General features: G+C 71.8%; 16 protein-coding genes. 9 read left to right on the top strand and 7 right to left on the bottom strand.

Going from position 1 to position 20,349, the window contains the following annotated elements:
* Positions 1 to 66 precede the first annotated feature (66 nt).
* The 5 genes from AB0I54_RS16675 to AB0I54_RS16655 all read left to right on the top strand — a co-directional run bounded on the left by AB0I54_RS16675 (position 67) and on the right by AB0I54_RS16655 (position 5,016).
* Positions 67 to 435: a hypothetical protein gene (locus tag AB0I54_RS16675; protein ID WP_363296712.1), complete on the top strand. Its 369-nt coding sequence runs from the start codon at positions 67 to 69 to the stop codon at positions 433 to 435.
* A gap of 21 nt (positions 436 to 456) precedes the next feature.
* Positions 457 to 1,386: a 5'-3' exonuclease gene (locus tag AB0I54_RS16670; RefSeq protein WP_363296947.1), complete on the top strand. Its 930-nt coding sequence runs from the start codon at positions 457 to 459 to the stop codon at positions 1,384 to 1,386.
* Between the two features lie 114 nt (positions 1,387 to 1,500).
* A complete protein-coding gene (locus AB0I54_RS16665; RefSeq protein WP_363296711.1) occupies positions 1,501 to 2,349 on the top strand; it encodes a siderophore-interacting protein in 849 nt (282 codons plus the stop codon).
* A gap of 183 nt (positions 2,350 to 2,532) precedes the next feature.
* A complete protein-coding gene (locus tag AB0I54_RS16660; protein ID WP_363296710.1) occupies positions 2,533 to 4,044 on the top strand; it encodes an amino acid permease in 1,512 nt (503 codons plus the stop codon).
* Between the two features lie 18 nt (positions 4,045 to 4,062).
* Entirely contained in the window at positions 4,063 to 5,016 is a 954-nt protein-coding gene (locus AB0I54_RS16655) for an RluA family pseudouridine synthase (RefSeq protein WP_363296709.1), read from the top strand.
* Here AB0I54_RS16655 and AB0I54_RS16650 read toward each other — a convergent pair.
* From AB0I54_RS16650 to AB0I54_RS16625, 6 genes are all read right to left on the bottom strand, one after another.
* Positions 5,010 to 6,494, bottom strand: a complete 1,485-nt coding sequence (locus AB0I54_RS16650; RefSeq protein WP_363296708.1) for a cytochrome P450 — start codon at positions 6,492 to 6,494, stop codon at positions 5,010 to 5,012. The two genes, AB0I54_RS16655 and AB0I54_RS16650, sit on opposite strands and share 7 nt — an antisense overlap.
* A gap of 50 nt (positions 6,495 to 6,544) precedes the next feature.
* Complete coding sequence (locus tag AB0I54_RS16645; protein ID WP_363296707.1) at positions 6,545 to 7,165, bottom strand: ATP/GTP-binding protein; 621 nt, start codon at positions 7,163 to 7,165, stop codon at positions 6,545 to 6,547.
* The gene (locus tag AB0I54_RS16640) at positions 7,146 to 7,568 is read right to left on the bottom strand and encodes a DUF742 domain-containing protein (RefSeq protein ID WP_363296706.1); all 423 of its coding nucleotides are present in this window, start codon (positions 7,566 to 7,568) and stop codon (positions 7,146 to 7,148) included. Before AB0I54_RS16640 ends, AB0I54_RS16645 begins: the two co-directional genes overlap by 20 nt.
* On the bottom strand, positions 7,565 to 7,972 hold the full coding sequence (locus AB0I54_RS16635; protein ID WP_363296705.1) for a roadblock/LC7 domain-containing protein: 408 nt from the start codon (positions 7,970 to 7,972) through the stop codon (positions 7,565 to 7,567). The genes AB0I54_RS16640 and AB0I54_RS16635 overlap by 4 nt, the downstream gene beginning before the upstream one ends.
* Complete coding sequence (locus tag AB0I54_RS16630) at positions 7,969 to 9,612, bottom strand: ATP-binding protein (RefSeq protein ID WP_363296704.1); 1,644 nt, start codon at positions 9,610 to 9,612, stop codon at positions 7,969 to 7,971. Before AB0I54_RS16630 ends, AB0I54_RS16635 begins: the two co-directional genes overlap by 4 nt.
* Positions 9,613 to 9,940: 328 nt before the next feature.
* Positions 9,941 to 10,567 (bottom strand): TetR/AcrR family transcriptional regulator, encoded by a 627-nt coding sequence (locus AB0I54_RS16625; protein ID WP_363296703.1) that lies wholly within the window; start codon positions 10,565 to 10,567, stop codon positions 9,941 to 9,943.
* A 176-nt stretch (positions 10,568 to 10,743) separates the two neighbouring features.
* Here AB0I54_RS16625 and AB0I54_RS16620 point away from each other — a divergent pair, with 176 nt between their 5' ends.
* Genes AB0I54_RS16620 through atzF form a run of 4 tightly spaced genes read left to right on the top strand, consistent with a single transcriptional unit; the run spans position 10,744 to position 17,454 of the window.
* Positions 10,744 to 11,568, top strand: a complete 825-nt coding sequence (locus AB0I54_RS16620) for an urea amidolyase associated protein UAAP1 (RefSeq protein WP_363296702.1) — start codon at positions 10,744 to 10,746, stop codon at positions 11,566 to 11,568.
* On the top strand, positions 11,565 to 12,170 hold the full coding sequence (locus AB0I54_RS16615; RefSeq protein WP_363296701.1) for an urea amidolyase associated protein UAAP2: 606 nt from the start codon (positions 11,565 to 11,567) through the stop codon (positions 12,168 to 12,170). The genes AB0I54_RS16620 and AB0I54_RS16615 overlap by 4 nt, the downstream gene beginning before the upstream one ends.
* A complete protein-coding gene (locus tag AB0I54_RS16610) occupies positions 12,167 to 15,727 on the top strand; it encodes a 5-oxoprolinase/urea amidolyase family protein (protein ID WP_363296700.1) in 3,561 nt (1,186 codons plus the stop codon). The genes AB0I54_RS16615 and AB0I54_RS16610 overlap by 4 nt, the downstream gene beginning before the upstream one ends.
* Complete coding sequence (gene atzF / locus AB0I54_RS16605) at positions 15,724 to 17,454, top strand: allophanate hydrolase (protein WP_363296699.1); 1,731 nt, start codon at positions 15,724 to 15,726, stop codon at positions 17,452 to 17,454. The genes AB0I54_RS16610 and atzF overlap by 4 nt, the downstream gene beginning before the upstream one ends.
* Here the strand turns inward: atzF and AB0I54_RS16600 are convergent.
* Complete coding sequence (locus AB0I54_RS16600) at positions 17,436 to 20,288, bottom strand: DEAD/DEAH box helicase (protein ID WP_363296698.1); 2,853 nt, start codon at positions 20,286 to 20,288, stop codon at positions 17,436 to 17,438. The two genes, atzF and AB0I54_RS16600, sit on opposite strands and share 19 nt — an antisense overlap.
* Positions 20,289 to 20,349 lie beyond the last annotated feature (61 nt).

Here is a 20,349-nt window from a genome sequence, read left to right as displayed (position 1 = left end):
TCTCGTGGGCGGTGAAGGAGCCTAGGATCACCGCCGGTGGTCGGCATCGCTGTTGGGGGGACAACTGTGCAACGCCCGGACGACCGTCTCGCATCCGCACTGCGCTTCGCGACGGAGCTCGTGGCCTGGGTGGCCACGCCCTGGGTCCTGGCCGCGCACTCCTGGGCGTTGGCGGTGCTCTCGCTGGTGCTGCTGATCGGTCTGCCGACCGTCTTCGCGACGCCGGGCGACAAGTCGAACGTGATCGTCCCCGTTCCGGGCGAGGTCACCATCCTGCTCGTGCTGCTCCAGTTCGGCGCGGCCGTGACCTCGGCGTGGTACCTGTGGCCCGCCTGGGCGGCCGCCCTGGTGTCCGTCCTCACCGCCGTCGCCCTCGTCACGGAACGCCCGCGGTGGCGGTGGCTGCGGTCCCTGCCGTTTCGTCGCGGCGGGTGACCGTCAGTGCCGTACGGCATGATGCGAGGCGTGACCGGACGACTGATGCTCCTCGACACCGCCTCGCTGTACTTCCGCGCCTACTTCGGCGTCCCCGACTCGGTGAAGGCGCCTGACGGCACGCCGGTGAACGCCGTGCGCGGGCTGCTGGACTTCATCGACCGGCTGGTCAAGGACCACCGGCCCGACCACCTGGTGGCCTGCATGGACGCCGACTGGCGGCCGCGGTGGCGGGTCGACCTCATCCCCTCCTACAAGGCGCACCGGGTGGCCGAGGAGCACCAGGTGGGACCGGACGAGGAGGAGGTGCCGGACACGCTCTCCCCGCAGGTGCCGGTCATCGAGGACGTGCTCGACGCGCTGGGCATCGCGCGGGTGGGAGTGGCGGAGTACGAGGCCGACGACGTGATCGGCACGTTCACCGCGCGCGCCGACGGCCCGGTGGACATCGTCACCGGTGACCGCGACCTGTACCAACTGGTCGACGACGCGCGCGGGGTGCGGGTGCTGTACCCCCTCAAGGGCGTGGGCACCCTGCAGATGACCGACGAGGCGCTGCTGCGCGAGAAGTACGGGGTGGACGGCAGCGGGTACGCGGACCTGGCGCTGCTGCGCGGCGACCCGAGCGACGGACTGCCCGGCGTGCCCGGCATCGGCGAGAAGACCGCCGCCAAGCTGCTGGCCGAGTTCGGCAATCTGGACGGGATCATGGCCGCGGTCGACGACCCGAAGGCGAAGCTCACGCCGTCGCAGCGCAAGCGCCTCGACGAGGCCCGGCCGTACGTCGCCGTCGCCCCGAAGGTCGTCCGGGTGGCCGCGGACGTGCCGCTGCCGCAGGTCGACACGGCGCTGCCGCGCACACCGCGCGACCCTGCGGGGCTGGACGAGCTGGCGGTGCGCTGGGGCCTGGGAGGTTCCCTGCACCGGCTGCTGACGACGCTGGGGGCCTGAGCGGCCCGAGTATTTTTCCGGCAAAACACGGTCACCCGGTCCGCATGATGGAGGTGTCACCCGGAAGGGGATGCTAACTTAGGTAAACCTAACCAATGGAGCAGGGAGGCCGACATGGCAGAGCGCCCGGGACGCAGGCCGCGCAGGGCTCATTCCGCCCAGGTCGTCCGCACGCAGCGGCTGACCCCGCACATGCAGCGTGTGGTGCTCGGCGGCGACGGCCTCGCGGACTTCGTCGCGGACACCTGCACCGACCATTATGTGAAGCTCCTGTTCGGCCCCGCGGGCGTGACCTACCCGGAACCCTTCGACCTGCAGCGCATCCAGGAGGAGTTCCCGCGCGAGCAGTGGCCGGTGACCCGGACATACACCGTGCGCGACTGGGACCCCGAGACCCATGAGTTCACCCTTGACTTCGTGGTCCACGGCGACGAGGGCCTGGCCGGCCCGTGGGCGCTGCGGGCACAACCGGGCGACGTCGTACGGTTCATGGGCCCCGGCGGCGCCTACGCACCCGACACGGACGCCGACTGGCATCTGCTCGTCGGCGACGAGAGCGCGCTGCCCGCGATCGCCCGCTCCCTGGAGACGCTGCCCAAGGGCGCCAAGGCGGTTGCCTTCGTGGAGGTCTCCGGCCCCGAGGAGGAGCAGAAGATCGACTCCGACGCGGAGATCGTCTGGCTGCACCGCGGGGCCCGGCCGATCGGTGACGCTCTCGTGGAGGCCGTGCGGGCGCTGGAGTTCCCCGAGGGCCGGGTGCATGCGTTCGTGCACGGTGAGGCGAGCTTCGTGAAGGAGCTGCGCCGGCTGCTGCGGGTCGAGCGCGAGATCCCGCGCGAGGACCTGTCGATCTCCGGCTACTGGCGCCTGGGCCACAACGAGGACGGCTGGCAGGCCTCCAAGCGGGAATGGAACGCGCGCATCGAGGCGGAGCAGGAGGGCGGCTCGGCAGCCGCCGCGTGAGACGACGGGAGCGGCGGCACCTGACCGGGTGCCGCCGCTTCCGCGTTTTCGCGTCAGGAGGCAGGCACGCAAGGACGTGAGCACTTGGGTCCGCACCGGACACGCCGGTGTGATGCCCGCGAAACAGGCGGTCCCTAATTTCTGTCGCCCGACAGGAATACCGTGCCGAAGGCAGGTGCCGCCGTGACGACCACCGACGACCGCTCCCTGGAGGAGTTCGGCTACCGCCAGGAACTGCACCGCAGCCTGGGCCGGTACGCCTCGTTCGCCGCCGGGTTCTCCTTCATCTCCGTACTGACGACCGTCTTCCAGTTCTTCGCCTTCGGGTACTCCTTCGGCGGACCCGTCTTCTTCTGGGCCTGGCCCGCCGTGCTGATCGGCCAGTTGACGGTCGCGGCCTGCTTCGCGGAACTGGCGGCGCGCTATCCGATCTCGGGCGCGATCTACCAGTGGTCCTCGCGTCTGTCGAACGCCTCCTTCGGCTGGTTCGCCGGCTGGATCATGGTGATCGGGCAGATCGTGGTGGTGGCCGCGGCCGCGCTGGCGCTGCAGATGGTGCTTCCCGCGCTCTGGTCCGGCTTCCAGCTGGTCGGCGACGACCCGGCGCCCACATCGCCCGACGGGGCGGCCAACGCCGCCGTCCTCGGAGTGATCCTGCTGGCCCTGACGACGCTGGTGAACCTCGTGGACAACCGCGTGATGTCCGTGATCAACCGGGTCGGTGTCACCGCCGAGATCATCGGCGCGGTCCTCATCGTCGTACTCCTGCTCACCCACTCGAAGCGCTCCCCCGGCATCACCTTCCACACCGGGACCGCCGCCGGAGGCGGCCTGTTCGGCGCCCTGCTGGTGGGCTCGTTCACCGCGGCGTACGTGATGATCGGCTTCGACAGCGCCGGTGAGATGAGCGAGGAGACCCGCCTTCCGCGCCGCACCGCGCCCCGCACCATCCTCACCGCGCTGGGCGCGGCGGGTCTGCTCGGCGGACTCGTGGTGCTCGGCGGGCTGCTCGCCGCGCCCAGCCTCGGCGACGGGCAGCTGGCGGTCGACGGGCTCAGTTACGTCCTGACGAGCAGCCTCGGGGACGGAGTGGGCCGGGTGCTGCTCGCCGACGTGGTGGTGGCGATCGCCGTGGCGACACTGGCGATCCAGACGGCGGCCTGCCGGATGCTGTTCTCCATGGCCCGCGACGGCCAACTGCCCTTCGCCCGCCGTCTGTCCAGGGTCGACCCGCGCACCGGCATGCCCAGCGCCCCGGCCGTGGTCGTCGGCGTCCTGGCGGCGGCACTGCTGCTGCTCGACTTCGCCTCGCCGGACGCCTTCCTGGCCATCGGCACCACCTGCATCGTGATGCTGTACCTCGCCTACGCGATGGTCACCGGCCCCCTGCTGGTCCGCCGGCTGCGCGGTCGGTTCACCGTCGCCGGCACCGACGAGACGGGCGCCCCCTTGTTCTCCCTCGGTCGCTGGGGCGTCCCGGTCAACACGCTCGCCGTCCTCTACGGCCTGGCCATGACCGTCAATCTCGCGTGGCCGCGGGCAGCGGTGTACGACCCGACGGGCGGACACTGGTACTTCCGCTGGTTCACGGTGCTGTTCCTCGGCGCGACGGTCGTGCTGGGGGCCGCCTACCGCGTCCGCCGAGCGCGCACGGTCGTGATCGAGCCGGAGGCGGCCGAGCCGGTACCCGCGTAACGCCTACGCTTGGCACCGATGAGACGCAAGACCCGCACCCCGCCCTCCCCCCTGCCCCAGCGCGAGGGGGTGGACCCGGTGCGGGTGCGGCTGCCCATGGCCGGGTCCTGGGCCACCGTGGGCGAGCATCTGGTGGAGCGGTTGTCCGGGGCCGGGCCCGGGGTGGTCGAGGCGATGCTGGACGCGGGGCGGATCGTCGGGGCCGACGGGCTGGCGGTGGCGGCCGACGCTCCGTATGTGCCGGGGATGTTCGTGTGGTTCCACCGGGAGCTCGCCCCCGAGGTGCCGGTGCCGTTCCCGCTGACGGTGGTGTACCGCGACGCGCATGTCGTCGTGGCCGACAAGCCGCACTTCCTCGCCACCACACCGCGCGGCAGCCATGTCACCGAGACCGCGCTGGCCCGGCTGCGGCGGGAGCTGGACCTTCCGCAGCTCTCCGCGGCGCACCGGCTGGACCGGCTCACGGCCGGGCTGGTGCTGTTCACGGTGCGGCCGACGGAGCGCGGCGCGTACCAGACGCTGTTCCGCGACCGGCTGATACGCAAGGAGTACGAGGCCGTCGCCCCGTACGACCCCGCGCTCGCCCTGCCCCGCACCGTGCGCAGCCGGATCGTGAAGGAGCGCGGGGTCATGGCCGCGCGGGAGGTCGAGGGCGAACCCAACGCGGTGACGCGGGTCGAGCTGATCGAGCACCGGGAGGGCGACGGCCTGGGGCACTACCGGCTGATCCCCGACACCGGGCAGACCCATCAGCTGCGGGTGCACATGAACGCCCTGGGCGTGCCCATCCTCGGCGATCCCCTGTATCCGGAGGTGACCGACCCCGTGCCGGCCGGTGACTTCCGACGCCCGCTCCAACTGCTGGCGCGGAAGCTGGAGTTCACCGATCCGGTCACGGGCACGGAGCACCGGTTCACCAGCGGGCGCGAGCTGGAGGCCTGGTCCTCCCATGGGCGGTGGGCCGGTCAGTGACCGCGCCACCACCGCTTGAGACGCTGCCAGACACCGCGCGGGCGTGCCGATGGCGCGGCAGGGGGCGGAGTCGGAGTCGGGCTCGGGGGTGTCGGCAGGGGCTCGGCGGCGGGTGCCGGCTGTGGGCGGGCGGTGCTGACCTGCCAGTTGGGGCGCTGCGGCGGGACGGGGGCGGGGCTGGGCTTGAGCATGACGTCCTGCTGGGGCTTCGGTTCGAACCGCACGGGCAGTTCCACCAGATGCCGTGAGGAGATGGACGCGCGCCAGCGCAACTCGTCCTCCTCGCAGTCCAGTTGGATGTCGGAGAGTCGCGTCAGCAGCGCGTCGACGCCGACGTCGGCGATGGCGCGGCCGATGTCCTGGCCGGGGCACTCGTGCGGGCCGCCGCCGAAGGCGAGATGGGAGCGGTTGCCCTGCATGTTGGCCGACAGGTCGGGCCGTACCCGGGGGTCGATGTTGCCCGGAGCCGGGGCGAACAGCAGACCGTCGCCCCTGCTGATCTGCCGACCGCCCAGCTCGGTGTCCTGCTTGGCGAAGTAGCCGAGGACGGCGCTGAACGGCGGCTCGTCCCACAGGGACTGCTCGACCGCCTCCGGCACCGTCATCTGGCCGCCGTTGAGCTGGGCGCGGAAACCGGGCTCGGTCAGGACCATGCGCAGCGCGTTGGCGAGGAGGTTGGTGGTGGCCTCGTAGGCGGCGATGAGCACGACTCTGAGGTGCTGGCCGATCTCGTCGTCGGACAGCTTCGTCGGGTGGTTGATGAGGTGGCTGGTGAAGTCCTCCTCGGGCTGGGCGCGGCGGCGCGCGGTGAGCCGCATCAGGCAGCCCATGATGTACTCGTTGCTGGCGATCGCGGTCTCGGTGCCCTTGAGCATGTCGCGGGCGGCCTGCACGATCCGGTCGTTGTACTCCTCCGGCATGCCGAGGATCTCGCACATCACCGCCATCGGCAGGTGCTCGGCGAACTGGGAGACCAGGTCGGCCCGCCCCTTCTCGCAGAACTCGTTGACCAGGCGCTGGGTGTAGCGGCCGATGTGGCGGCGGATGGAACGGTGGTCGATGGTCGACATGGCGCCGGTGACCGCCGCGCGCAGCCGCTGGTGCTCGTCGCCCTCGGCGTGGGAGCAGATGGGCTGCCAGGCGATGTGCGGCATGAGCGGATGGTCGGGCTTGACCATGCCTTGCAGGAGCGGGGTCCAGATGCGGCTGTCCCGGGTGTACTGCGAGGGGGTACGGACCAGGTGCAGGTTCTCGGTGTGCCCGAGGACCACCCAGATCGGCACGTCGTCGTGGAGCAGCACCGGCGCCACGGGCCCGTACTGGTCGCGCAGTTTCTCGTACAGATCGCCCAGGTCGTCCGCCTCCGGGCCGTACAGCCGATGCAGTCCCCCGGGTCCGAGGCCGTGTGCCGGGCAGCCGGGCGGCGGGCCGGACATGGGGTCGTCCGTACCGGTCGGGGAGTGGGATTCAGGCGTCACAGTGGTCGCTCCGAAGCTGAGGTGGGTCCGGGGTGAGGGGAGGTGGGGGGTCAGCTGAGCACGCCGGCCATGGCGAGCGAGTGCAGGAAGTGCATCAGGGTCATCAGGACGTCGCGGCTGGAGGCCCGGCGGCGGGCGTCGCACTCCACGATGGGGATGTCGGGAGCGAGGTCGAGTGCCGTACGCAGTTCCTCGACGGGGTAACGGGGCGCGTCCGGGAAGGAGTTGACGGCCACGATGAAGGGCACGCCGCGCTCCTCCAGACGCCCTATGACCTCGAAGCTGACCTCGAGGCGGCGGGTGTCGGCCAGGACGACCGCGCCGAGGGCCCCTTCGAACAGCCCGTTCCACAGAAACCAGAAGCGCTCCTGGCCGGGGGTACCGAAGAGATAGAGCACCAGTCTCTCGGTGATGCTGATGCGGCCGAAGTCCATGGCGACGGTGGTGGCCGTCTTCGTGTCGGAGCCGTAGTTGTCGTCCACGCCGACACCGGCCTGGGTCATGGTCTCCTCGGTGGTCAGCGGCCTGATCTCGCTGACCGAGCCGACCATGGTGGTCTTGCCGACCCCGAAGCCGCCCACGATGACGATCTTCACCGCGGCCTGGGCCGTGTGCGGCAGATGGTCCTCCGTGCGTGGACCGGGGACGGTGTCAGAGCTTTTGAAGTCCATGCATCACCGCTTCGAGGATGGAACGGTCGGGGAGCGCCTGACGGACGATCGGGGCGCGCGCCTGCACCAGTTCGGCCGTGATCAGCTCGGTGATCAGCACCGTCATCGCGCTGAACGGCAGGTTGAGATAGGCCGAGAGTTCGGCCACGGACAGGGGGGAGGTACAGAGCCGGAGCAGCGCCGCCTGCTCCGGTGCGACGGACGGCGGTGGATCGGCGCGCGCCACGATCAGCGTCACGAGGTCGAGTTCGGCGCGCCCGCCGTCGGTGCCGCCGGCGATGACATACAGCCGCTCGGGGTTCTTCTCCTCCCCCTCCTGGTCCCCGGTGGCGGGAGGCACCAGGGGTGGCGGCGGGGGCGGCTCCTGCCTGGGGTGTCGCCGCTTGCGCTGCGGAGGAGTCATACGGTCTGCCCGTTCCGCCGGGGCGGACTGGTGAGATGGGCGCCGATACGGACGACGAGGTCGCGCATGCGGTTGCTCATCCGGCCGGGCTCGCAGACCACGTCGGCGAGCACGGCGAGATAGGCGTTGGCACCGGCCGACATGAGGTAGAAGTAGCCGCCGTCGATCTCGATGACGACCAGGTTCATGTCGCCGTTGCTGCCGGGGAGTTCCTGGGCGACGGCACCCGCGAGGCTCTGCACGCCCGCGCAGGCCGCGGCGAGGCGGTCGGCGGCGTCGGGGTCACCGCCGTGGCGGGCGATGCGCAGCCCGTCGGACGACAGCACCACGATCATCTCGATGCCCGGCACGCCGTCGGCGAGATCCTTGAGCATCCAATCGAAGTTCGCTCGCTGCTGGATCACTTGAGGTCCCCCTCGTCGTCGGCCTCGCTGGGGGCCGGCTTCTCGATCAGGTGCATGTATGCGGTGGGGTTGCGCGTGAAGTCGGTGGGGTGCACGCCCGGGTTGCCCTCCTTGAGGCCCTCCCAGAACGCCTCGACCCACATGCCGGGCTCGCGGTTGCGCAGCTTTTCGCGCTCGGGGTCGACCTCCGGTTCGGGTTCGGGTTCGGGCTTGGGCTGCGACCAGATGGTCGGCTTTCCCTCGCGTTCGGCCTTTTCGATGGCGGCCTGTTCGGCGTACCGCTGGGTCAGCGGGATCTTCATCTTGCTCCGGCGCTGCGGCAGGCCGCCCTCCGTCCACTCGGTGACGACGGGGACGTCGTCCTCCATGGAGATCCCGGCGGGGATGCGCGGACTGGTGGGGCGGCGCTTCTTGGGCGGGCGCTTGGGACCTTCCAGGGCGCCCAGTTCGGCCTTGGGCACGGCGGTGGCGCCGATGCCGTGCGCGAGTCCGGGGGCGCGTTCGGTGGTCATCATGTTGCTGGGCACGATGAGGACGGCACGGACACCGCCGTACGCCGAGGAGCGCAGCGAGACCTGCATGTTGTACGCCGAGCAGAGCCGGCCCACGACGGCGAGGCCGAGGCGGGGGCTCTCGCCGAGGTCGTCGAGGTCCACCCCGGCCATGGCGCGCTCCAGCATGTTCTCGACCCGGGCGCGGGACTCCTCGCTGAGGCTGACGCCGCCGTCCTCGATCTCGATGGCCACACCGGTCTGCACCTCGGTGGCGGTGACGTGCACCTTGGTCTGCGGCGGCGAGTAGCGGGTGGCGTTGTCGAGGAGCTCGGCCGCGGCGTGGATGACCGGCTCGACGCAGGTGCCCTTGATGTTGACCTTGGCGATGGAGGCCAGGTCGATGCGCCGGTACTCCAGGATCCGGGACATGGCGCCGCGCAGCACGCTGTACAGGGCCACGGGGTTGGGCCACTGGCGGCCGGGGCGGCCGCCGCCGAGCACGGAGATGGAGTCGGCGAGGCGGCCGATCAGCGCGGTGCCGTGGTCCAGCCGCAGCAGGTCGTCGAAGACCTCGGGGTTGCGGCCGTGGTCCTCCTCCATCTCCCTGAGTTCATTGGCCTGTTGGTGGACGATGGCCTGCACGCGCTGGGCGATGTTGACGAAGGAGCGCTGCGCGGCGTCGCGCATGGAGATCTCGTCGTCCACGCCCTTGAGCACGGTGCGCAGCAGGCGGCGCCGCGAGTCGGGGACCTGCCGCAGTTCGGGGTCGGCGTCGAGGACCGCGAGAATCGCCTCTCGGGGGGATTCTCCGGCGCGCACCCGGTAGAGCGCGGTCGGCACCACGTCCTTGCTGAACCGGACCCACTCCTCGTCGTGGGCGGCGATGCGCCGCTCCAGATACGCGGTGTGACGGTCGTGCTCGGCCCGCAGGCGCTTCAGGTTCCGTCCGCGTCGTACCGCTTCCGCCGCCGTCGCGGTCACCAGCACCGTGGCGACGGCTCCGCACCAGCCGACGGCGGCCCGGGCCGGCCCCGCCACGAGGGCGACGGCGGCCCCGGTCGCCGCGGCCATCACTATGGCCGGCAGCAACAGCACACGCGCAAGGGGAAGTTCACGGCCACCGGGAGGCGATTGCACACTCACCATGTATGCCCTCTGAGACGAATCGGCTGGGTGTCGGGGGAGCTCGCAAGGGGAAGAGTCCTGGGGTACTCGGGATCTTCGTGACCCTTGGGAACAAGCGCACGAATTCACCTCAACTCGGTGCGCCGCGGGCGAGCCTAGTCCGACCGGATCATCGCCGTGTCATATTCAGCAAGCGCCTGAAATCGCCTGTGCGACAGGAGTACTCTCGGCTCTTTTATACGCTCGGATTGCACTCGCACACGGCGCGTGACGGCACACGGGCGTACGACGACAACTCATCGTGACGAGTGAGCGGCCCGCGAAGAGGGGGACCGGACGAGGAGGGGGATCAGACGCCGACGATGCGCAGGGCCGCGTCGGCGGTGGCACGGGCGAACTCGGAGACGGGCCGCTCCGGATCCGACCGGTGCACGAGGATGACGCCCTCGATCAGCCCGAAGACCAGATCCGTGCGCAGGTCCAGCTCGCTCTTGGCCAGCGCTCCCCCGGCGCGGGTCGCGGCGAGCAACTGCCGGTAGGCGTCCTTCAGTTCGGCGCGCACGGCGTGGAAACCGGCGAAGCGCTCGGTGCGCACCTCGGGAAGGAGGTACAGCCCGCCGAGGTTGTGCGGCCCGCCGCACAGCAGCTGCACGTCCGTCCGGCACAGCTCCCACAGCCGGTCCTCGGCGGGGCTGCCGTCGTCCGCGAGCAGCTGGCGGGCGCGGGTCAGCGAGGGGGTGACGGTGGACTCCAGCAGCTCGGCGAGCAGTTCCTCCTTGCCGGAGACGTAGTGGTACATCGACGCCTGCCGCATACCCGCGCGCTCCGCGACGGCCCGGGTCGTGGTGGCGGCATAGCCCTGGCTGGTGAACAACTCGGCTGCGGCGACGAGCAGTTCGGCACGCGGCTCCATCCCCCGGTCCGGCCGCTGCGCAGCCCGCGGCCGCCCGACCCGACGACCACCGCTCGTTCCCATGCGTTCGATCCTCGCACACGGCGGCGCCGGTGGATCCGAGACGGGCGGGGCCGTGCGCCAGGCCCTGCGGTGAGGCCTCGGTAACCGCGCGGCAACGCGTCGGCAACGCCCGCGACCCGGCCCGCTCCTAATTTCTGTCGCACGACAGAAATGACGACGGAGCCGGAGGTCCCGCCATGGCGACAGCGACCACTTACGGAGCCCGGGCCCATGCCCGTGCCCAGGAGGGCACCCGTACCGAGGCCATGCCCGTGGTACCGGCGCGGGAGTGGCCCGCGCCGCCCTGCGCGGCCGGGCACCTGGTGTGGGCGGAGACGGTGGCGGGCGGCAACTACACACACCGCGTCCTGGCCCGCGGCACCGAACTGCGCCTGACCGACCTGCGTGGCGACGCCTGCGCCCATCTGCTGCTGTACGTCGCCGACCGCCCCTGGGAGCGGCTGAACGTGGCCGACACCGTGAAGGTCCAGTGGAACGCCTACCTGGGAGAGGGGCGGCTCCTGCTCTCCGACCAGGGACGGGTGCTCGCGTCGGTCGTCGCGGACACCTCCGGACGGCACGACGCGCTCTGCGGCACCTCCACCCTCGTCCGCAACACCGAACGCTACGGCGACGGCAGCCCGCACTCGCCCTCCCCCGCCGGCCGCGAGCTGTTCAAGCTGGCCGCCGCCAAGAACGGACTGGAGCCGCGCGATGTGTCACCGTCGCTCTCGTTCTTCCAGGGCGTCGAGGTGCGCGACGACGGCACCCTGGACTTCACCGGCTCGGCCGGCCCCGGCGGCAGCGTCACGCTCCGCGCCGAGCAGGACCTGACCGTACTGATCGCGAACGTCCCGCACCCGGCCGATCCCCGCCCCGGCTACCTCAGCACCCCGCTGGAGGTCCTGGCCTGGCGCGCCGCGCCCACCGCGCCCGGCGACCCGCTGTGGGAGGCCTCCCCCGAGAGCCGGCGTGCCTTCCTGAACACCGCCGAACTCCTTGCCGCGAGGGGGCTCGCATGACCGTGACCGTCGTCCCCGCACGCGCCGCCTGGTCGTCCGTCGTCCGCGCCGGCGAGACACTGACCATCACCGACCTGCACGGCAACCAGGCCGTCGACTTCCTCGTGTACGACGCCCACGACACCTCCGTCCGCTACAGCGCGCCCGACACGATGCACGCCCAGGGCAATGTCTTCCTGACCACCGGCAGCGTCCTGCTCTCCAACGAGCACACCCCGCTGATGACCCTCGTCGACGACGAGGTCGGCCGCCACGACACCCTCGGCGGCGCCTGCTCCAAGGAGTCGAACACCCTCCGCTACGGACACCACACCTGGTCGCAGCACGCGTGCGTGGACAACTTCCTCGCCGAGGGCGCCCGGTACGGCCTCGGCAAACGCGACCTCGTCTCCAACGTCAACTGGTACATGAACGTGCCCGTCGAGAAGGACGGCACGCTGGGCATCGTCGACGGCATCTCCGCCCCGGGCCTCGCCCTCACCCTGCGCGCCGATCGCGATGTGCTCGTCCTCGTCTCCAACTGCCCGCAGATCAACAACCCCTGCAACGGCTTCGAGCCGACGGCGGTGCGGATGACCATCACCGAGGCGGACGGCGCATGACCTTCGACACCCTCCTCGTCGCCAACCGGGGCGAGATCGCCGTCCGCATCATCCGCACCGCCCGCGAACTGGGCCTGCGCACCGTCGCCGTCCACTCCGACCCCGACCGCTCGGCGCCCCACGTACGGCTCGCCGACGAAGCGGTGCGCCTCGGCCCGGCACCCGCGAAGGAGTCGTACCTCGACCCGGATCTGATCCTGATGGCGGCCAAGGACACCGGCGCGGGCGCGATCCACCCCGGCTACGGCTTCCTGTCCGAGGACGCGGCCTTCGCACGGCGCTGCGAGGACGCCGGCATCGTGTTCGTGGGGCCGACGCCGGAGCAGCTGGAACTGTTCGGCGCCAAGCACACGGCACGGGCGGCGGCCGAGGCGGCCGGGGTGCCACTGGCGCCGGGGACCGGACTGCTGGGCTCGCTCGCACAGGCCCTCGACGCGGCTGAGCGCATCGGCTACCCCGTGATGCTCAAGGCCACCGGCGGTGGCGGCGGCATCGGTATGTCGGCATGTCGCTCCGCCGATGAACTGACCGGGGCCTGGGAGCAGGTGCAGCGCGTCGCCGCGGCCTCCTTCTCCTCCGCGGGCGTCTTCCTGGAACGGCTCGTGGAGCACGCCCGCCATGTCGAGGTGCAGGTCTTCGGCGACGGCGCCGGCCGGGTCGTCACCTTCGGCGACCGGGACTGCTCGCTGCAGCGCCGCAACCAGAAGGTGCTGGAGGAGGCCCCCGCACCGGGCCTGCCCACGCATGTCCGCGCCCGACTCGGCGCATCGGCAAGCAAGTTGTGCGCGTCGGTCGGCTACCGGTCCGCGGGCACGGTGGAGTTCGTGTACGACGCGGCCCGCGAGGAGGCCTACTTCCTGGAGGTCAACACCCGTCTCCAGGTGGAGCATCCGGTCACCGAGGAGATCTACGGCGTCGACCTGGTCGCCTGGATGCTGCGCCTCGCGCGCGGCGAGAAGGGCGTCGTCCGCGACCCCGGCCCGCCGCGCGGCCACGCCGTCGAGGCCCGTCTGTACGCCGAGGACCCCTCCCGTGGACACCGGCCCAGCGCGGGCCTGCTGACACGGGTCGAGTTCCCGGGCGGAGTGCGCGTCGACGGCTGGGTGGAGACGGGCACCGAGGTGACGACGTCGTACGACCCGATGCTCGCCAAGGTGATCGCCCGTGGCCCCGACCGCGAGCACGCGCTGCGCCGCCTCGACGAGGCCCTGGCCCGCACCCGCGTCGACGGCATCGAGACCAACCTGGGCCTGGTGCGGGCGGCACTCGCCGAGCCGGAGTTCCGGGCCGCCGCGCACTCCACGGCGACCCTGGCCGCCGTCACCGACCCGACCCCGCGCATCGAGGTGGCCTCGGGCGGCACGCTCACCACGGTCCAGGACTGGCCGGGCCGCACCGGCCACTGGCAGGTCGGCGTCCCCCCGAGCGGCCCGATGGACGGCCTGTCCTTCCGGCTCGGCAACCGTGCCCTCGGCAACCCGGAGGGCGCCCCCGGTCTCGAGTGCACGCTGAAGGGCCCGTCGCTGAGGTTCACGCACCCCACGACCGTGTGCGTCACCGGCGCTCCGGCCCCGGTCACCGTCGACGGCACGCCCGTCGCCCAGTGGGAGCCGGTGACCGTGCCGGCCGGCGCGGTGCTGGAGATCGGCGCACCCGAGGAACACGGCCTGCGGACGTACGTGCTCTTCGCGGGCGGCGGCCTGGACGTGCCGGCGTTCCTGGGCAGCGCCAGCACCTTCACACTGGGCCGGTTCGGCGGACACGGCGGCCGAGCCCTGCGCACCGGCGACGTCCTGCACGGCGGGAGCGTCACCACGGGGACACCGGTACCGCCCGCGGACCGCCCGGACTTCACCGCCGTATGGCACCTCGGGGCCGTCGAAGGCCCGCATGCCGCACCCGAGTTCTTCACCGAGGACGACATCCGCACCTTCTACGCGGCCGACTGGAAGGTCCACTTCAACTCGGCGCGCACCGGCGTCCGTCTGATCGGTCCCAAGCCGCGCTGGGCCCGCACCGACGGCGGCGAGGCGGGCCTGCACCCCTCCAACATCCACGACACCCCGTACTCGGTCGGCGCCATCGACTACACCGGCGACATGCCGGTGCTGCTCGGCCCCGACGGGCCCTCACTGGGCGGCTTCGTGTGCCCGGCGACGGTCCTGAGCACGGAGCGCTGGAAACTGGGACAGCTGCGGCCGGGCGACACGGTGCGGTTCGTACCGGTGGACGTGACGGGGACACCCAGGCCGGAGATCGTCGACGGGGGCGTGCTGGCGCGGGACGGGGACGTGACGTACCGCCGCAGCGGCGATGACAACCTGCTGGTCGAGTTCGGCCCGATGCAGCTCGACCTGGGGCTGCGGATGCGGGTGCACGCACTGATGGAGGCGGTGGCGGCGGCCGGCCCGGACGGGGTCACGGACCTCACTCCGGGCATCCGCTCGCTCCAGATCCGGACGGACCCGCACATCCTGCCCCTGCACCGGCTCCTCGCGGCCGTACGGCGGATCACGGCGGCGCTCCCGCCCACGGACGAGCTCGTCGTCCCCTCCAGGACGGTGCACCTGCCGCTGTCCTGGGACGATCCGGCGACCCGTGAGGCGATCGCCCGCTATATGGCGGGGGTCCGCGACGACGCTCCGTGGTGCCCCTGGAACATCGAGTTCATCCGCCGGATCAACGGCCTGGAGTCGGCGAAGGACGTGTACCGGACGGTCTTCGACGCGGAGTACCTGGTGCTGGGCCTGGGCGACGTGTATCTGGGCGCCCCCGTGGCCACCCCCCTGGACCCGCGCCACCGCCTGGTGACCACCAAGTACAACCCGGCACGCACCTGGACCGCCGAGAACTCCGTCGGCATCGGCGGCGCGTATCTGTGCGTCTACGGCATGGAGGGACCCGGTGGCTACCAGTTCGTGGGCCGTACGACCCAGGTGTGGTCGGCGTGGCAGCAGCGCGGCGCCTTCGAAGCGGGCTCGCCCTGGCTGCTCCGGTTCTTCGACCGCATCAAGTGGTATCCGGTGGAGGCGGACGAACTGCTGGAGCTACGGGCCGACATCACCTCGGGCCGGTTCGTGCCCCGTATCGAGGAGGGGACCTTCTCGCTCGCCGAGTACCGGTCCTTCCTCGCCGAACACGCCGATTCCATCGCGGAGTTCAGGTCCGGGCAGCGGGCCGCGTTCGCGGCGGAGCGGGACGCCTGGGAGGCGGCGGGAGAGTTCGCGCGGGCGGAGGCGGCGGCCGCACCGGTGGCGGCCCCGGCCGAGGTGACGGTACCGGAGGGCGGCCGGCTGGTGGAGGCGGAGTTCGCCGCTTCGGTGTGGCAGGTGAATGTGTCCCCGGACGACACGGTGACCGCGGGCCAGCCGCTCCTGGCCCTGGAGGCGATGAAGATGGAGTCCTGGGTGCGTGCGCCGGCCGACGGCGTGGTCGCCGAGATCCTGGCCGGTCCGGGCGACCAGGTCGAGGCGGGCACCGCCCTCATCGTCCTGGGACCGGCCCCGGTCCACCCGGTGGCGGGCGGGCGCACACTGAAAGTCGAGGAGCACGCATGACCACCACCGTGTCCCGGGTGCGCGCCGCGTACGCCCGGATCGAGGCCACGGACCGCCCCGAGATCTGGATCGACCTGCGTCCGCGCGAGGAGGTCGAGGCCGAGGCGCGGGAGCTCGACGCGCGCGTGGCCGCCGGTGAGCGCCTCCCGCTCGCCGGGCGCGTGTTCGCCGCCAAGGGCAACATCGACGTGCGCGGGCTGCCCACGACGGCGGGCTGCCCGTCGTACGCCTACGAGCCCGCGGCCGACGCGCCGGTCGTCGCCCGGCTGCGCGCCGCCGGTGCGATCGTCCTCGGCACGACCAATCTCGACCAGTTCGCGACGGGCCTGGTCGGCACCCGCTCCCCCTACGGCGCGGTCCGCAGCGCCCTCGACCCGACGAGGGTGGGCGGCGGCTCCAGCTCCGGTTCGGCGGTCGCGGTCGCCCTCGGCATCGTCGACTTCGCGCTGGGCACCGACACCGCCGGGTCGGGCCGGGTCCCGGCCGCGTTCAACGGCATCGTGGGCCTCAAGCCGACCCGGGGCCTGGTCCCGGCAGCGGGTGTGGTCCCGGCCTGCGCGTCCCTCGACTGCGTGACGGTGTTCGCGCGCACGCTGCCGGAGGCCGAGCAGGCGCTGGCCGTCATGGCGTCCCCGCCCGGCCGCGAGCTTCCGGCACTTCCGCCGCGAGCGCCCGGCCCCTGGCGCGTCGCGGTCGTCCCACGCGGGCGGCTCGGTGAGCTGGAGGAGGGCTGGGCGGAGGCCTACGAGGCGGTGGTGGCGCGACTGGCCGACGCGGGCGCCTCGGTGCGCGAGATCGACCCGGCCCCCTTCACCGAGGCGGCCGCGATGCTCTACGAGGGCGCGTTCGTCGCCGAGCGCTACACCGCCGTGGGGGGCTTTGTCGACAAGTTGATCGCCGAGGGCGGTGAGGGCCTCGACCCCACCGTCGCCGGGATCATCACCCGCGCCCGGGACATCCCGGCCCACCGCCTCTTCGCCGACCAGGCCCGGCTGGCCACCCTGCGCGCCCGCGCCCTGGCGGAACTGGGCGACGCGGACGCCCTGTTGCTCCCCACCACCCCCGGGCACCCCACCCTCGCCGAGGTGGCCGCCGACCCCCTGGGCGCCAATGCCCGGCTGGGCCGCTTCACCAACTCCACGAACCTCTTCGACCTGGCCGCCGTCGCCGTCCCGGCGGGCGAGGTCGACGGCCTGCCCTTCGGCGTGATGCTGATCGGCCCCGCGTTCACGGACGAGCGGCTGGCCGCGCTCGCCCGGTCGCTGGAGCCGGAGGTGAGGCTCGCCGTGGTGGGCGCCCATCTGACGGGGCAGCCCCTCAACCCTCAGCTGCTGTCCCTGGGCGCCCGCCTGGACCGCACGACCACGACGGCCCCGCTCTACCGCCTGCACGCCCTGCGCACCGACCCGCCCAAGCCGGGCCTGGTCCACGTCGGCGAGGGCGGGGCGGCGATCGAGACGGAGGTGTGGCGGCTACCCGCGCAGGGCCTGGGCCGCCTGTTGGCCATGCTCCCCCGCCCGATGACGCTGGGGCGGGTGGAACTGGCGGACGGCAGCAGGATCCCGGGCTTCCTGTGCGAACCGAGCGCACTCGAAGACGCGGAGGACATCACGCGATACGGCAGCTGGCGTGAGTTCGCGTGGGCGCGACAAGCCACAACGCACCCGCACCCGCACCCGCACCCACATCCACACCCGCCGACGAACCATCACCCCACCGACGAATAGGCGACAACACCCCGCAGCAACTGATCAACCGCCTTGCGCGCGACCTTGGCCACGGTCGAGCCCTCCACAGGAGACGCCGCCGAGATCTGGCCCAGCACATCGATCACCTGCTTGCACCACCGCACGAAGTCGCCCGCCGGCATCTCCGCCTCCCGCAGCACCTCGTCGAGCCCCTTCCCCGAGGCCCACATGTACGCGGCCCAGGCGAAGCCGAGGTCGGGCTCGCGCTGGCCGACGCCCTCGGTCTGGGTGATCCGGAACTCCTCCTCCAGCGCGTCGAGCCGGCCCCAGATACGGACCATCTCGCCGAGCGCGGCCTTCGCTTTGCCCGAGGGCAGCTTCGGCGCCATGGCGTCGTCGCCGACCCGCGCCTCGTACACCAACGCGGAGACGCACGCGGCGAGTTCGGCGGGCCCCAGGCCCTCCCAGACGCCCTCGCGCAGGCATTCGCTCGCCAGCAGGTCCAGCTCGCCGTACAGCCGGGCGAGCCGCTTGCCGTGCTCGGTGACCTCGTCGCCGCGCAGATAGTCGAGCTCGGTCAGCAGCGCCACGATCCGGTCGAAGGTGCGCGCGATGGTGTTCGTACGGCCCTCGATGCGCCGCTCCAGCTGCGAGGTGTCGCGCAGCAGCCGGTGGTAGCGCTCGGCCCAACGGGCGTGGTCCTCACGGTCGTTGCAGCCGTGGCAGGGGTGGGCGCGCAGCGCGGTGCGCAGCCGGGCGATCTCCCGGTCGTCGGCGGCCTGGGAGCGCTTCTTGCGGGCCCGCTCCGGCGGGATGTGCCCGGCCTTGGTGCGCAGCGCGGAGGCGAGGTCCCGGCGGGACTGCGGGGAGCGCGGGTTGAAGGACTTCGGGATCCGCATCCGCTCCAGCGGCTCGACGGGCACCGGGAAGTCCATCGACGCCAGCCGCTTGACCTGCCGCTCGGCGGTCAGGACCAGCGGGCGCGGGCCGTCGTGGTGCTCGAAGCCACGGTGGCCGTTGGAGCGCCCCGCGGGCAGGCCTGGGTCCAGCACCAGCGCCAGCCCCGCGTACTTGCCCGTCGGTACGTGGATGACGTCGCCCGGCTTCAGCTTCTCCAGGGCGACGGCCGCCTCGGCGCGCCGCTGGGCCACGCCCTGCCGGGCCAGTTCGGTCTCGCGGTCCTTGAGCTCGCGGCGCAGCCGCGCGTACTCCTCGAAGTCGCCGAGGTGGCAGGTCATGGAGGCCTTGTAGCCCTCCAGGCCCTCCTCGTTGCGCTGCACCTGCCGGGAGATCCCGACGACCGACTTGTCGGCCTGGAACTGCGCGAAGGAGGTCTCCAGCAGTTCGCGCGAGCGGTGCCGGCCGAACTGCTCGACGAGGTTGACCGCCATGTTGTACGACGGCTTGAAGCTGGAGCGCAGCGGGTAGGTGCGCGTACCCGCCAGACCCGCCAGGTGCTCGGGGCTCATGCCGCGCTGCCAGAGCACCACCGCGTGGCCCTCGACGTCGATGCCGCGGCGGCCCGCGCGGCCGGTCAGCTGGGTGTACTCACCGGGGGTGATGTCGGCGTGCTGCTCGCCGTTCCACTTGACGAGCTTCTCCAGCACCACCGAACGGGCCGGCATGTTGATGCCGAGGGCGAGGGTCTCGGTCGCGAACACGGCCTTGACCAGTCCGCGCACGAACAGTTCCTCGACGACCTCCTTGAAGGTCGGGAGCATGCCCGCGTGGTGGGCGGCGATACCGCGCTCCAGGCCCTCCAGCCACTCGTAGTAGCCGAGGACGTGCAGATCCTCGGAGGGGATGGAGGCGGTGCGCTCCTCGACGAGGGCGCGGACCTGTTCCCGTGCCTCCTCGTCGTTGAGTCTGAGGCCCGCGTACAGGCACTGCTGGACGGCGGCCTCGCAGGCCGCGCGGCTGAAGATGAAGGTGATCGCGGGCAGCAGGCCCTCGGCGTCGAGCCGCTCGATGACCTCGGGCCGGCCCGGCGTCCAGACGCGCGAGCGCTGTCTGCGCTCGCGCTCGCGGTCGGCCTCGCGCATCGCGCGGCCGCGTCTGCGGTCCTGGTAGGAGGGCCGGCTGGCCTCCATACGGGCCAGCCGGGCGAGGTCGGGGTTGACGGCCTTCTTGTGGCCCTCGCCCTCCTCGAACAGGTCGTACATCCGGCGTCCGGCCAGCACGTGCTGGAACAGCGGCACCGGCCGGTGCTCGGAGACGATCACCTCGGTGTCGCCACGGACCGTGTCGAGCCAGTCGCCGAACTCCTCGGCGTTGGACACGGTCGCCGACAGGGACACCAGGGTCACCGACTCGGGCAGGTGGATGATCACCTCTTCCCACACCGCGCCCCGGAAGCGGTCGGAGAGGTAGTGCACCTCGTCCATGACCACATATCCGAGGCCGAGGAGGGTCTGGGAACCGGCGTAGAGCATGTTCCGCAGCACCTCGGTGGTCATCACGACCACCGGGGCGTCGGGGTTGACGCTGTTGTCGCCGGTGAGGAGGCCGACCATGCCCGTGCCGTAGCGGCGGCACAGGTCGGCGTACTTCTGGTTCGACAGCGCCTTGATCGGTGTCGTGTAGAAGCACTTCTTGCCCTGCATCAGGGCGAGGTGGACGGCGAACTCGCCCACGATCGTCTTGCCGGAGCCGGTGGGGGCGGCCACCAGCACGCCCTTCCCCGCTTCGAGCGCCTGGCAGGCCTCGATCTGGAAGGGGTCGAGGCCGAAGTCGTACATCTCGCGGAAGGACGCGAGTGCGGTGGCCTGCTCGGCAGCCCGCCTGCGGGCCGCCGCATACCGCTCGGCCGGTGAGAGGTCCTCTGTCATCGTGCTTTCGAGCGTACCGGGCCGCACTGACAACAGGACGATCATTATCCGGAACGAGGGACGAACGACAACAGGAGGTGTCTTCGTCCTCGGGGACGAAGGCACC

The sequence above is a fragment of the Streptomyces sp. NPDC050625 genome, assembly GCF_040654755.1.
Taxonomy (GTDB): Bacteria; Actinomycetota; Actinomycetes; order Streptomycetales; family Streptomycetaceae; genus Streptomyces.
This window is presented reverse-complemented; position numbering and strand designations above follow the sequence as displayed.